General features: G+C 31.6%; 9 protein-coding genes. 5 read left to right on the top strand and 4 right to left on the bottom strand.

What is annotated here, in order from left to right:
• Positions 1-5: 5 nt before the first annotated feature.
• The 4 genes from WG950_RS00550 to WG950_RS00535 all read right to left on the bottom strand — a co-directional run bounded on the left by WG950_RS00550 (position 6) and on the right by WG950_RS00535 (position 5583).
• Positions 6-2312, bottom strand: coding sequence for a glycoside hydrolase family 65 protein (locus WG950_RS00550; RefSeq protein WP_340933385.1), 2307 nt, complete (start codon positions 2310-2312; stop codon positions 6-8).
• A gap of 67 nt (positions 2313-2379) precedes the next feature.
• Entirely contained in the window at positions 2380-3036 is a 657-nt protein-coding gene (pgmB, locus tag WG950_RS00545) for a beta-phosphoglucomutase (RefSeq protein ID WP_077809607.1), read from the bottom strand.
• Positions 3037-3039: 3 nt separating this feature from the next.
• Entirely contained in the window at positions 3040-4413 is a 1374-nt protein-coding gene (locus WG950_RS00540) for an MFS transporter (protein ID WP_340933378.1), read from the bottom strand.
• Positions 4414-4560: 147 nt separating this feature from the next.
• Positions 4561-5583, bottom strand: coding sequence for a LacI family DNA-binding transcriptional regulator (locus tag WG950_RS00535; protein ID WP_077809609.1), 1023 nt, complete (start codon positions 5581-5583; stop codon positions 4561-4563).
• 196 nt (positions 5584-5779) lie between these two features.
• Here WG950_RS00535 and WG950_RS00530 point away from each other — a divergent pair, with 196 nt between their 5' ends.
• The 5 genes from WG950_RS00530 (at position 5780) to WG950_RS00510 (ending at position 15981) form a co-directional block, all read left to right on the top strand.
• A complete protein-coding gene (locus WG950_RS00530) occupies positions 5780-8713 on the top strand; it encodes a SusC/RagA family TonB-linked outer membrane protein (protein WP_340933376.1) in 2934 nt (977 codons plus the stop codon).
• 11 nt (positions 8714-8724) lie between these two features.
• Entirely contained in the window at positions 8725-10332 is a 1608-nt protein-coding gene (locus WG950_RS00525; protein ID WP_340933375.1) for a RagB/SusD family nutrient uptake outer membrane protein, read from the top strand.
• A gap of 19 nt (positions 10333-10351) precedes the next feature.
• Positions 10352-11449, top strand: a complete 1098-nt coding sequence (locus tag WG950_RS00520) for a SusE domain-containing protein (RefSeq protein WP_340933374.1) — start codon at positions 10352-10354, stop codon at positions 11447-11449.
• 28 nt (positions 11450-11477) lie between these two features.
• Entirely contained in the window at positions 11478-13154 is a 1677-nt protein-coding gene (locus WG950_RS00515) for a SusE domain-containing protein (RefSeq protein WP_340933373.1), read from the top strand.
• Between the two features lie 64 nt (positions 13155-13218).
• Complete coding sequence (locus WG950_RS00510) at positions 13219-15981, top strand: alpha-amylase family glycosyl hydrolase (RefSeq protein ID WP_340933371.1); 2763 nt, start codon at positions 13219-13221, stop codon at positions 15979-15981.
• Positions 15982-15999: the final 18 nt, after the last annotated feature.

Below are 15999 nucleotides of genomic sequence, written 5' to 3'. Positions count from 1 at the left end.
CTAATTTAAACTGTTAATAAGCTATTAGGAGATACAACTACTTTTTCTCCGTTAACTAAAATGTTTATTTCTTGTTTTCCGTTTAACTCAAAACTTGTTCCGTTTTGAGAAACGTTAACTGTAATTACTTGATTTCTAAAATTTACTTTAAAAGAGTAAGATTTCCAGCCATCTGGTATTCTTGGTGTAAAAGAAAGTGTATTATTTACAATTCTCATACCACCAAAACCTTCTACAATACTCATCCAAGTTCCTGCCATAGAAGTAATGTGTAAACCTTCTTCTACTTCATGATTATAATCATCTAAATCTAATCTAGAAGTTCTTAAGTAAAATTCATAAGCTTGCTCCATTCTACCTAATTTAGCAGCCTGAATACTGTGTACACAAGGCGATAAAGAACTTTCATGAACCGTAAATGGCTCGTAAAAATCGAAATGACGCTCTAATTCTTCCGTAGAAAACTGATCTTCAAACATATAAAAACCTTGCAAAGTATCAGCTTGTTTTATGTACGGAGAACGTAAAATTCTATCCCAACTCCATTTCTGGTTTATAGGTCTTTGGCTTTTATCTAAATCTGCTACAGTAATTAATTCTTTATCTAAGAAACCATCTTGTTGTAAGTAAACATTATGCTTTTCTGAGAAAGGAAAATACATATTGTCTGCAACATTTTTCCAAGAAGCCAATTCTTCATCAGTAATATTTACTTTTTCTTTAATTCTGATGTAATCTGAAATATGATCATTTTTAACAATATCAATATTTTCTAAAGCATACTCAATACACCATTTTGCTATGTAATTTGTATAAAAATTATTGTTAATGTTATTTTCATATTCATTAGGACCCGTTACACCTAACATTACAAACTTCTCTTTATCAGAAGAAAAGTTAACTCTTTGATGCCAAAAACGTGCAATTCCTATTAAAACTTCCAATCCTTTTTCTGGAATGTAAGAGTAATCTTCTGTAAAACGGAAATAATTAAAAATAGCAAATGCAATAGCACCATTTCTATGAATTTCTTCGAAGGTAATTTCCCATTCATTATGGCATTCTTCTCCGTTCATTGTAACCATTGGATACAATGCTGCTCCGTTTTTAAAGCCTAATTTAGCTGCGTTTTCGATAGCTTTTTCTAAATGCTCGTATCGGTATTCTAGTAAAGTTCTTGCTACAGATTGATCTTTAGTTGCCATGTAAAAAGGAATACAATATGCTTCGGTATCCCAATATGTACTTCCACCATATTTTTCTCCAGTAAATCCTTTAGGGCCAATATTTAAAGAGGCATCTGTGCCTAAATACGTTTGGTTTAATTGAAAAATATTAAAACGGATTCCTTGTTGTGCCTTTACATCACCTTCAATAGTAATATCAGACATTTTCCAGATTTGTGCCCAAGACTGAATTTGCATTTCTAATAATGCATCAAAACCAAAACTAACGGCTTTATCTAATGCTTCTCTAGCAGCACCTAATAAAGCTTCTTTTTTATGGTTTCTATCTACAACATAACCACCAAATTTGTGAATTGTGTAGGTTTCATTCTGTTTTATCTCTTGTGTATAGCTACAAGAAGCTGTTTTATCTGTTTTTGCATTTTCACAATCTGCAGAAACTTCATTACCATTTACAAACAAACGAGACTGCATAAATGTGCATGTGTAAAAATGCGTTTTCATGGTTCTTGCCTCGATAAAAGATTGCTGATTATTTTGAGATACTTCTAAAACATCCCAAAATTGATCATCCCAATTGGTATCTTCATTTGTAATACCTGCGTCTAAATAAGGTGTGTAGGTAATTTTTGCATCAGAATTTATTGGTGTTACATTGTAACTTATTGTACCAACTTCATCTAACTCTAAACTTAAAAAACGTTTTGTGTCTACTTTTATTTTTACATCGTTTTGCAAAACAGCTTCAAAACTTCTAGACAACCAACCTTCTTTCATGTTAAGTTCTCTCTTAAATTTTGAAACTTCTTTACACGTATGTAAATCTAATTTTTCGTTATTTACAAGTACGTTTATACCAATCCAATTTGGAGCGTTTAAAACTTTTGCAAAATATTCTGGATATCCGTTTTTCCACCAACCAACTCTGGTTTTATCTGGATAGTATACACCTGCAATATAACTTCCTTGAAATGTACTACCTGTATATTGTTCTTCGAAGTTAGCTCTTTGTCCCATGGCACCATTACCAATACTAAACAAACTTTCTGAAGATTTTACCTTTTGAGCATCAAATCCTTCTTCTAGAATTGACCATTCATTTGGTTGTATATAATCTTGATTCATTTTTTTTTCTTTTAAGAGAAAAGAATAGAGAAAAAATAAAATTTTCTTATTTCTATCTTCTCCTTTCTTATTTTTCTAATAACTCTTTAATAAAATCGGTATTAATTTCTGTGAAGTCTACAAAATTAAATTGTGCTTCTGATAAGACCTTATCGTCTCCAATACCAATACTTACCATATTAGCTGCATTTGCAGCTTCTACACCAGCAACCGCGTCTTCAAAAACAACACAGTTTTCTGGCAAAACATTTAATTGTTTTGCTGCCAAAAGAAATACTTCTGGATCTGGTTTTGCTTTTGTAACATTGTTACCGTCTACAATTGTATCGAAATAATGTAATAAACCTACTTTTTCTAAAATTGGTTGTGCGTTTTTACTTGCAGAACCTAAAGCAATCGGAACATTATTTTCTTTTAAAAATTGTAAAATCTTAGGTACATCTGGTAATATTTCTGATGCATCCATGTTTTTTATATACTCTAAATAATCTACATTTTTGTCGATCATCCAAGTATCAAACTCTTCTTTAGTTGCTTCTCTATTTCCTATTTCTAAAAGAATTTCTAAACAACGTTTTCTACTAACGCCTTTAAATAATTCGTTTTGTTCTTCAGTAAATTCAAAACCTAATTGATTAGCTAATTTTTTCCAAGCTAAGTAGTGATATTTGGCAGTGTCAACAATAACACCATCCAAATCGAAAATAAATCCTTTCTTATTCATTTTTTAATTGTTCTCTTGATATGTAATTGCATTTTTTTCTGTAATTAAAAAATTACTAAGTCCTGCAATAATTAAACTTAAACCTGCTACAATCATAGCATTAATAGTTTCTTCCCCTAATAAATTAGATACAAAGTTGATACCTCCTAAAGCTGCAATTATTTGCGGTATTACTATAAACATGTTAAAAATCCCCATAAATACTCCCATTTTGGTAGGATTTACAGCACTAGATAACATTGCGTAAGGCATAGATAAAATACTACCCCATGCAAAACCGATAAGAATAAATGAAATTGCTAAATATTCTGGTGAAGGAATAAAATACATTAGAATAAAACCTAATCCTCCTAATATAAGAGAACCCATATGTATGTATTTTCTGTTGATTCTTCTTTTTCTTGTGTACAATACAAGAATTAAAGCAAAAGCCATAGAAGACAAACCGTAAATACCCATGTAAGAACCTACTTCGTTAGAAGATTTTTGAAAAGCAGTATTTTCAACATCAAAAGCAGCTTTTTGTACTGGATTAGACATTACGTACTCTTTTTCTACAGGAGCAGGTGTTTTAAAAACATGTTCTGTTAATGCAGGGTTTGCCATAGACCACATAGTGAAAAAAGCAAACCAGCTAAAAAATTGAACTACACCTAACTTTTTCATAATCGTAGGCATGTTTCCAATATTTTCTAAAATATCTGCAACAAACCTATTCTTTTGCGCCTTTTCTTCTTCAAAAGCTTGCATGTCTTCTGGCGGATACTCTTTCGTAGTAAAAACAGTATATAAGATACTTAATAAAAATACTACTGCACCAATTGTAAAAGCAACTTTAACAGACATTGGTACAATACCAGAAGCTGCAGAATCGCTTACTCCAAATTGAGAAACCATCCAAGGCAAACTACTAGCAACCCAAGTACCAACACCAATAATAAGTGTTTGAATTACAAAACCATAAGATCTTTGAGAACTTGGTAATTTATCTGCAACTAAAGCCCTAAAAGGCTCCATAGAAATGTTAATAGAAGCATCTAAAACCCATAGAAAACCAGCTGCAACCCATAAAGTAGGCGAATGTGGCATTATAATTAACGCCAAAGAACTTAGAATAGCACCAATTAAAAAGTAAGGTCTTCTTCGACCCCACTTAGGACTCCAAGTTCTATCACTCATGTAACCAATAATTGGCTGCACAATTAAACCTGTTAACGGAGCTGCAACCCAGAGAATAGGAATATCCTCTATTTCTGCACCAAGTGTTTGAAATATTCGTGACATGAAACCACCTGTTAAGGCCATTCCAAATTGAATTCCAAGAAATCCAAAACTCATGTTCCAGATTTGCAAGAAACTTAATTTCTTTTTGTTCATTATCGTTATACTATAAAATTAATATTACGATAAGCATGTTAGACTTATCAATTATTATCATGTGTGGAATGTAATTTATTGATAAATCGTAATAATGCAACAAAAATAAGCTTAAATTATCAATTTGATAATAAAAACTTTACAAATCTACGACGACGGTTTCGTAGATTCTCTAAGCTTCAAATCGCTAGAAATTACAATAGTTTTAGGATTAAATTTTTCGCTTTCATTTTCTATTCTATTGATAAGCGCCTCTACTGCTTGCTTTCCCATTGTTAAGCCATGTTGAGCAATAGTAGTAATAGAAGGTGTAGAATATTCTGAAATTAAACCGTCTGTAAAACCAGTTACAGACAATTCTTCTGGTATACGAATACTCTTTTCTTTAGCAATTCTTATAGATTTTGCCGCATAAATTTCATTTACCGCAAAAATTGCATCAATATTATGATCAAAAACTGGTCTTATTTGTTCTTTAACGTTTTGTTTCTCGTCAATTTCAATAATCAAGTCTTTATCAATTGGTATTTTTCTTTCTAAAAGTGCTTTTTCATATCCTTTTCTTCTTAAAGTACCTACATTAACGTATTCTGGCGTGGTAAGAATAGCTACTTTTTTACAACCTGTATTTAATAGGTGTTTTGTTGCTTTGTAGCCTGCTCCGAAATCATCAACTACAACTTTATCGCATAAGATTTCATCTACTACCCTATCTAAAAGAACTAATGGTATTTCTTCTGATACTAAATCTTGAAAATGTTTAAAATCTTTATTTGCAAGTGTTTCATTTGCTATTGATACAATTAAACCATCTACACTACCATTTGACAAGACCTTTAAGTTTTCGACTTCTTTAGTATGAGACTCATCAGAAAAACAAACCATTATTCTATAACCTTTGTCATGCGCACCTTCTTCTATACCTTTAATAATAGTAGAAAAAAAGTGATGTACTATTTTAGGGAGTATAACACCAATCAGTTTTGTTTTTTGATTTCTTAATTGTAGCGCTAAATTATTGGGCTTATAATTGTATAGATCTGCATAAGCTTGAATTTTTTCTTTTGTTTCTTTACTAATTTCGTGGCTGTCTTTTAACGCTTTAGAAACTGTTGAAGTAGAAACCCCTAATTCTTTAGCTATTGTTTTTATGGTAACTTTTTGCTTCATATTTTACAAAAATGCAATTTTTAATAGTCTTTTTTTATAATTTAATGATATTTTAAGTAAAGTTGTCAACACGAAACCGTTTTCGTAACTTTTAAAATATTGTATTTGCGAATCTAACTTCTATATTTACAGAGTGGAATGTAAATTTATTGTTAATAACAAATTCAAAATATAGTTATTATTTAACAAATTATACATGAAAAACTTTAAATTATTGTTATTTGGTATTCTTTTAAGTACTTCATTTACAATGTTTGCTCAACAAACTGTAAAAGGTATCGTAAAAGAAAAAGCATCGGGTGATCCTTTACCGGGTGTAAGTGTAGTAGTAAAAGGTACTACTAAAGGAACAGAAACCGACTTTAACGGAAACTTTAGATTAGAAAAGGTAAATACAGGAGCTATTCTTGTTTTTAGATACTTAGGGTATGCCGATAAAGAAATTACTATTGGTACAGAAGTAAACTTAACTGTAGAACTTACAGAATCTTCTGAACAACTAGATGAAATTATTGTTGTTGGTTATGGTACTACAACAATTAAAGATGCAACTGGCTCTGTAGAAGCTATTACTGCAAAAGAATTTACAAAAGGAAATATTGTAACTCCAGAAAACTTATTAAATGGTAGAGTTGCCGGTGTAAACATTACAACAAGTGGTGCTCCTGGTTCTGGGTCTGAAATTACCATTCGTGGTGGTTCTTCTTTAAGTGCATCAAACGCACCATTAATTGTTATTGATGGTTTACCAGTTACCAATAACGGTACTGCTGGTAGTAGAGGAATCCTTTCTAGTATTAACCCGGCAGACATCGAATCTTTTTCTGTACTTAAAGATGCTTCTGCAACTGCAATTTATGGTTCTAGAGCTTCTAACGGTGTTATTATTATTGTAACTAAAAAAGGAAAAAGTGTTTTCTCTTTAGATTATGATTATCAATACAGTGCTGGTGAAGTTTTAGATAGAATTAATGTATTTTCTGCAGACGAATTTAGAAACCTTGTAAACTCTCAACCAATTTCTGGTACAACTTTAGATACTAGTTTATTAGGTAACGCCAACACAAACTGGCAAGACGAAGTTTTACAAAATACAGTTTCTACACAACACAACATTACTGCAAAAGGATCTCTTTTTAATAAAATACCAACTAGATTATCTGTTGGTTTTTCTGAACAACAAGGTGGAATTATTACATCAGAATTTGACAGAGCTAACGTTTCTTTAGCAATGAATCCTTCTTTCTTTGAAGATCATTTAAAGGTTTCTTTAAACTACAACAGAGCATTTACAAATAGTAGATTTGCTGCTGGTGGTATTGGTGCTGCTTTAAGATACGACCCAACACAACCTGTAAGAGCTGCAGGACCTTACGGTGGTTTTTATCAACATTACACAGGCGGAAGTTCTGATTTTGTATTAGCTAATGGTGGTACAAACCCAGTTGCTAGCTTATTACAAAACAACAACACTGGTAAATCTTTTAGACAATACGGTAATTTAAATTTAGATTATAAATTCCATTTTTTACCAGAACTAAAATTTGTTGTAAACGTTGGTTTCGATAGAACAGAAGGAAGTTACATTTCTAACGGATCTGTTTTAGGACCTAGAAGTTTTAATACAGTAGTAGTTGGTAATAATTCTTACGGAAACCAAAATAGACATAACGAATTATTAGATTCTTACTTTAATTATACAAAAGAGTTTAAAAACGTAAAGGCAGATATTACTGCAGGTTATTCTTACCAAGAATTTACTGGAGACGGTTTTAACAGCGGTAACTTAAACGACCCTAACAGCAGTAGAGATACTTACGTAAATACACCAGAGGTATTAATTGGTTTTTTTGGTAGAGCAAACTTTACATTTTTAGAAAAGTATTTACTTACATTATCTTATAGAAGAGATGGTACTTCTAAATTTAGTTCAGAAAACAGATGGGGTAATTTCCCTGCGGTTGCAGCAGCTTGGAGAATTAGTGACGAAGATTTCTTAAAAGATTCTGATGTAGTTTCTAACTTAAAGTTAAGAGCAAGTTATGGTATTACTGGTCAACAAGATATTAGCAACCCAGAAATTTACTTAACTACTTACCGTTTTGGTAATAGTAACTCGCAATTTTTATTTGATGGTAACGCAATTCAATCTACAATACCACAACCATTTAACCCAGATATTAAATGGGAAGAAACTACAACGTTAGAGTTTGGTTTAGATTATGGTTTATTTGACAATAAAGTTTCTGGTACATTAGGCGTTTTTCAAAAGAACTCAAACGATTTATTATTTGATACTCCTATTGCAGATGGTACAAACTTTACCAATAACATTACAAGAAACATTGGTGAATTACAAATACAAGGTGTAGAATTCTCTTTAAATTCTGATGTAATTAAAACCGATGACATTGATTGGAACTTAAACTTTAACGCAACTTATATCGATAGAGAAATCACTTCTATTCCGTTAGGTAGAGATTTAAATGTAGGTTCTATTGCTGGTGGTACAGGTGCTACTATTCAAGTGCAAAGAGAAGGTTTTGCTCCTAATTCATTTTACGTTTATAAACAATTATATGACGCAAACGGTGCTCCTATAGAAGGTGCTTATGCAGATTTAAACGGAGACGGAATTGTAAATGCAGATGATAGATACATTAAAGACAATGGTCTTGCAGATGTAACTTTAGGTTTTCAATCTAACTTTAACTACAAAAACTTCGATTTATCTTTTAATTTAAGAGCAAGTATTGGTAATTACGCTTACAATAACGTAAACTCTTCTACTGCACAGTATGCTTTGTTACAAGATCAGCAAGTTTTAGGTAACATACCTACTTCTGTATTAGATTATAATTTTAGAAATACAGCAGATGTAATTTCTTCTGATATTTATTTAGAAAACGCTTCTTTCTTAAGAATGGATAACATTACTTTCGGGTACACCATCAATCCATTAATCAAAAAGTTCTCTGGAAACAGCATTCGTTTATGGGCAGGTGTTCAAAATGTATTTACAGTTACAAATTACTCTGGTCTAGATCCAGAAATTTTTAACAACGGTATAGATAACCTAAACTTTCCAAGATCTAGAACTTTCTTGTTAGGAGCTAATATTAAATTTTAATCAAATTAATTATGAAAACAAATTTAACAACATATAAAGTAATGATGTTGGTAACGATATTTTTCGTTTCATTTACATCATGTACTAAAGATTTAGATATTACTCCTCAAGATGATCAAACATTATTAGGAGAAGACTTTTTCGCCAATGAAACTTCATATAAAGAATTATTAGCTGGTGTTTATGCAAACTTATCTTTAACAGGTATTAATGGCCCAGAATCTTCTAACATTATTGGTTTAGATGCAGGTACAAGTCAGTTTGGTAGAACTTTATTATACTTACAAACTCTAGCTGCAGATCAAATAATCTGGTCTTATGAAAATGATGGTGGTGTTGCCGGGATTCAAAGAAATAACTGGACAGACCAAAACCCATTAATTTTAGGTATGTTTAGTAGAGCACATGCAACTGTAGCTTTTGCTAATAATTTTTTAAGAGAAACCACTTCAGAAAAATTAGATAGTAGAAATGTTTCTTCTGATGTAAGAGCAGATATTGTTACCTACAGAGCAGAAGCAAGATTATTAAGAGCAATGTCTTACTATTACTTAATAGATTTATTTGGTCAAGCAAACTTTGTAACAGAAGAAGATCAAGTTAATTCTATACCAAAAGCAGCAAACAGAGCAGAACTTTTTACTTATGTAGAAGCAGAGTTAAAAGCTATCGAAGCAGATTTATTAGATGCAAAAACAAACGAACATGGTAGAGCAGATAAAGCTGTAGCTGCAATGATTTTAGCTAAATTGTATTTAAATGCAGAAGTATATATTGGTGAAGCAAAATATGACGAATGTGTTGTAGAGCTTAACAAAATAATTAACGCTGGGTATTCTTTAGCACCAGATTATTTATTAAACTTTACTGCAGACAATGATACCAATGCGGCAACGAATGAAATTATTTTTCCTTTAGTTTCAGACGGTACAATTGTTCAAAATTACGGACCAACAACTGTTTTGGTAAACGGTTCTGTAGGTAGTTTAGAGGCTAACGGTGCACCATTAGGTGTTGGCGCTGGTGGCTGGGGAGGAGCAATCAGATTAAGAAAACAATTTGTACAATTATTTGATGGTGGTGTTTTCTTGCAAGACACAAGAAATAACATTATCTCTGGTTCTAGAAGCATCGATATTTTAGATATTTCTAATAAAGACCAAGGTTATGTAATCGAGAAATTTTCAAATGCAAAATCTACAGGAGGTTTTGGTTCTGACCAAACTTTTGTTGACACAGATTTTCCTTTATTTAGATTTGCAGATGTTTATTTAATGTATGCAGAAGCTCACTTAAGAGGTGCTACAAATACATCAGAAGTAAATGCTTTAACGTACATTAATAATTTAAGAATTAGGGCTAACAACCCTGAGACAATTACTTCTGCTGAGTTAAATTTAGATTTTATCTTAGATGAAAGAGCAAGAGAATTGCACTTAGAAGCTCATAGAAGACAAGATTTAATTCGATTTGGTAAGTTTACTGGTGGTTCTTATAATTGGACATGGAAAGGTAACGGTACAAATGGTATTTCTTTACCAAGTCATTTAGACTTATACCCTATTCCTTCTGCAAGTTTAGCAACAAGTCCAAACTTACAACAAAACTTAGGTTACTAAAAACTAATACATTTTAAGAATGAAAAATATAAAAAGATTTTCAGTATTTGCAATCATTGGAATGCTACTATTAGCATTTAATGCTTGTGATGATAGTTCTGAATTATTCGAAATATCGACACCTACAGCAGCTAATTTATCAGGATTAAGTTTCTCTAAATTAGAACTAGATGCTGTTAACACAAATAATCCTGCTTTAACCCTTAATTGGGATAAAGCAGATTACGGACAACAAGCTGCTGTAAATTATACTGTAGAGTTTTCTGTAGACGAAGAGTTTACAGCTCCAGCTATTGCTACTGTAGTTACAGGTTTAAACTCGGTAACTTTATCAGTAAACGAAGTTAATGCAGCTGCAGGAAATGCAGGTTTAAATCCTTTCGAATGGAAAGATTTATATGTTAGAGTAGTTTCTTCTTTAGGAACTCAAAATGGTGCAAAAACTCCGTCAAACACAATAACTTTAGAAGTATATCCTTTCTTTAATTACGTTTTTAACGATTTTTATATTGTAGGTGATGCAACTGCACCAGGTTGGAACAACAACAACAACAATCCTGCTTTATTTAGAGATGCTGATGATAGTAATACTTATTATTATACAGGTTTCTTTGCAGATAACGGACACTTTAAAGTTTTAGCTACAAAAGGTTTATGGACACCTCAATACGGTACAGATGATGGTTCTTCTGTTGGCGTAAACGATGGTACAGGTTCAGACCCAGAAAGATTTCCTACTGCAGGTGCTAGCGGAATTACAGCTGGTTTTTATACTTTTAAAATTAACTTTGCTAGTAACACTTTTTCTTTTGAACCTTTTGATGAAACAGGAATTACAAGTCCTGCAAGTTTATCTTTAGAAGGTACAAGTACTGCAAGTATAGCCTTAACTCCTTTAGATTTTGATGGACATATCTGGACTGCTTCAAACGTAAAATTAAACCCAGGAAATGTAGAATTTGTTACAGATGCTGGTGCTAAGTGGGGTAATACAACTTCTTTCTCTGGAACAGCTACTGTTAGCGGTGGTGCAATTCCGGTTGTTGTAGAAGATGAATATGATGTTTGGTTTAATGACTTAACAGGTCGTTATATCTTAATTCCTTTGAATTTATAATTTCAAAATAACTTATAACAGCGATATAATGAATACATACATAAAAAAATTAAGCTACTTATTTTTATCATTAACACTTATTTTAGGTGCTTGTGATGCAAATGAGAGCTTAACAGTAACAAGCCCAGAAGCTGAGTTTGTTTTAAAAACTCCTGGAATTAGCAATATTTTCTTAAATTTTGCTTTACCAGATAATCCTGCGTTCACAATTACTTGGAACGATGATATCAATACAGGCGCTACTTACAGCGTAGAAATGTCTTTAGATGCAGAGTTTAGTGCACCAGTTGTATTAGGTTCTACAGAAAATAAAAACTTTTCTATGACAGTTGCAGAACTTAACGACGTTTTAAGTGATGCTAACATTAAGTCTTATGAAGAAACTGGAGTTTATTTAAGATTAAATACAGGTTCTGAAGTTTCGAATACAATTTTATTTCAAGTATCAAAATTTGTAGTTACACCGCCTACTTTTACAAGTCCTGATAATGGTTTTAGTGTAGTTATTACTGATACAAATCCAGATGATATTGCATTAACTTTAACTTGGGAAGATCCAGAAATTACTGCTAATAGTACAGTAGACGTAACTTATAATGTAGAAATGGATTTAGCAGGAAATAACTTTGCTGCTGCAACATTAATTGGTTCATCAGACACTAATACATTCGAAATTTCTCATGATAATTTAAATGATTTAGTAATTGCTGCTGGAGGAAAAGCTGATGAAGCAACAGATTTCGATTTTAGATTAATTGCAGTTGCAAAAACTGCTGGTGGAGATTTAAATAGAACATCAGAATTAATTACGCTTTCGTTAACAGCATTTAAAGCAGCAATACCAGATAATTTATATATGGTTGGTGCACACAATGGATGGAACAATGCAGATGCAACACAACAATTTTACAACGATGGTAATGGTGTTTTCTCTAGAGTTCAAACTTTTTCTGCAAATGATGAGTTTAAAATGATTCCTGTTTCTGGTGACTGGGGTGGTGATTATGGTGAAGACCCTAACAATCCTGGTAAAATAGTACAAGAAGGAGAAAACAATATTAAAGTTGAAACTGCTGGAACTTATTTAGTAATTGTAGATTTTAATACTTTAAGCTTTAAGCTATCTAACATCGATACTTTATTTATGGTTGGTGCACACAATGGATGGAACAATGCCGATGCTTCTCAACAATTTAGCACATCAGGAAATGGAGTATTTACAAGAATGCAAACTTTTTCTGAAGGAGATGAATTCAAAATGATTCCTGTTTCTGGTGATTGGAGTGGTGATTACGGCGAAGATCCAAATAATCCTGGTAAAATCATTCAAGAAGGAGAAAACAATATTAAAGTTGCTGCCGCAGGTACATTTATGGTTACTGTAGACTTTAACGATTTATCGTTTAGTTTAGTAGAAGTACCTGTAAACTTATATTTAGTAGGTTCTCCTAATGGTTGGGATAATGCATCTGCACCCGCTTTCACAAAATTAGAAGATGGTGTTTTTGAAATTACACAAACTTTAACCGCTTCAGATGAGTTTAAATTTTTACCAGTACAAGGTTCTTGGGACAATGACTGGGGAGAAAGCGGAACTTATGCTGGTATGCTAGTTAGAGATAATGAAAGTAACGTAAAATCTCCTGGAGACGGAACTTATAAAGTTACTGTAGATTATACAAAAGGAACTGTTACAGTTCAATAAAAAATAATACTCTTTATAAAGGCTGTTCTTAATCGAATGGCCTTTATATTTTACAATTAACTATATGAAAAAAATTACCTCTTTACTTTTATTATTATTCTCAATAATAAGTTTAGCACAACAACAAAATGTAAATTATGCTGTTTCGCCTGTTTCTTTTGACGCTTCAGATGAAATAACAATTACTGTAAACAACATCAACCCTGCTGCTTGGGGTGTTACAGATGTATATTTATGGTCTTGGTCTTATGATTTAAATGATGCTAATGAAATGGATTCGCCTAACAATGGTAGTTGGACCAATTCAAGCGAAGCGCAAAAAATGACCAAAATTAACAATACAACATACGCTATTACCTTTACGCCTACTACTTTTTATAACAGAACAGAAATAGGAAGAATTGGAATGTTAGTGAAAGCAAAAAATGGCGACGGTGATAAGAAAACTCAAGACAAAATTTTTGAAGTTGGTAAATTTCAGGTGACTTTAAATGCTCCTGTAGAAAAAAACTCAATTTTAAATTCTGGAGATCAGCTTTCTATTTCTGCAACTGCAGGATTAACTTCAAACTTTAATTTAAAAGCAAACGGAACTTCTATAGACCAACAATCTAATATTACAAATTATAACTTTTCTGCAACGGTTACAGAAAACACAGATTTTGTTTTAGAAACTACAAATAATGGTACAACTATTACAAACGAATTTTCTGCAATTGTAAAACCAACAGTTACAGAAGCTAGTTTACCTGCAGGATTAAAAGATGGTATCAATTTAAACCCTACAGATAACACAAAAGCAACATTAGTATTTTATGCGCCTTTAAAAGAATTTATACATGTATTGGGCGATTTTAATAATTGGACTGTAAACAATAATTATTTATTAAAAAAAGATAGTTCTAAAGATCGATTCTGGATTGAATTAACAAATTTAACGCCTCAGCAAAATTATACTTATCAATATTTAGTTGATGGTGAATTAAGAGTTGCAGATCCTTATTCTACAACAATTTTATCAGAAAATAACGATACTTATATTGATAATGTTACATATCCAGATTTACCTGCTTATCCATCAGGAAAAACTACAAACGTTGTAACTTTATTAAGAACTGGCGATGCAGATTTTGTTTGGCAAACAACAAATTTTACAAAACCAAAGAAAACAGATTTAGTAATTTACGAATTATTAATTAGAGATTTTGATGCTTTACATAGTTTTGATGCTGTAAAAGCAAGATTAGATTATTTACAAGATTTGGGTGTAAATGCAATAGAGTTTATGCCTGTTAGTGAGTTTGACGGAAATGAATCTTGGGGTTATAATACTTCATTTCATATGGCATTAGACAAGTATTATGGTAACAAAAATTCTTTTAAATTATTAATTGATGAATGCCATAGAAGAGGAATTGCAGTAATTTTAGATGTTGTTTACAATCATGCTTCTGGTCAAAATCCGTATTACAGAATGTACAATACAGATAATGGTGGTTTTGGCGGACAAGCAGCTGCAAACAGTCCGTTTTTTAACGCAACGGCAAAACATTCTTTTAGTGTTTTCAACGATTATAATCACAGCAAACAAGCTGTAAAAGATTATGTTAAAAGAACTACACAATATTGGATTGATGAATACAAAATTGATGGATTTAGATGGGATTTAACAAAAGGTTTTACTCAAAACTGTACTGCGAATGATGAAACTTGTACAAGAAATTACCAACAAGATAGAGTTGATGTCTTAAAAGAATATGCAGATTATCAATGGGAAAAAGATCCAAACTTTTATATTATTTTTGAACATTTAGGTAAAAATGAAGAAGAAAAAGAATGGGTAAACTATAGATTAAATGAAGGAAAAGGAATTATGGTTTGGGGAAATCATAACGGAAATTATAGTGAAGGAACTTTAGGTTTTAATTCTAATGGAAAATCTGATATCTCTTGGGTTTCTTATAAAGAAAGAGGTTTTTCTGTACCAGCAAACGTAAGTTACATGGAAAGTCACGATGAAGAAAGATTGATGTATAAAAACCTTCAATTTGGTAATTCTAGCGGTAATTATAGTGTAAAAAACCTAGCAACTGCTCTTGACAGAGTTGAATTAGCTGGTGCTTTTTACTTTACAATTCCGGGACCTAAAATGATTTGGCAGTTTGGTGAATTAGGATACGATATTTCTATCAACGAAAATGGTAGAGTTGGTAATAAACCAATTTTATGGAATTATTTTGATGTGGAAGATAGAAAGGATGTTTACAACACGTATTCTAAATTAATTCAGTTAAAACTAAAGTATGATATTTTTGAATCTTCTAATTTCACCTTAGATGTTGCGAATTCTAATGGTCTTAAGAAAATTCAACTAACGGATACTTCTTCATCAGAAATGCAATATGTAACAATTGTTGGTAATTTTGGGGTTACAACTCAAAATATTAGTCCTTCATTTCAAACTTCTGGTACTTGGTATGATCTTTTAAATGATAACGCCACAAAAACCGTTATAAACGTTAATAGCACAATTACCCTAGCTCCAGGAGAATTTAAAGTGTATGGTAATATGCCAGCAGCCCTTTCTACAGAAGATGTTTTCTTAGATAATAAAATAGTTGCTTACCCTAACCCTACCTTTAATAATTTTAGAATTAATACTGATACTAAAAAAGTAGAAATCTATAATTTACAAGGAAGAAAAGTAAAGCAATTTAAAGGTAATTTTAATTCAACATCAGAATTTTCTGTTGAAAATTTAAGTAAAGGAGTTTACTTTATTAAAGTTGATAATTTAGATTATTCTCTTAAAATCATAAAAAAATAACAACTTTTGCAAAAAAAT

Origin of the sequence: Polaribacter marinaquae, from assembly GCF_038019025.1 — a bacterium.
GTDB lineage: Bacteria > Bacteroidota > Bacteroidia > Flavobacteriales > Flavobacteriaceae > Polaribacter > Polaribacter marinaquae.
Note: the sequence above shows the minus strand (reverse complement) of the source record. Positions and strands in the feature narration are given on the sequence as shown.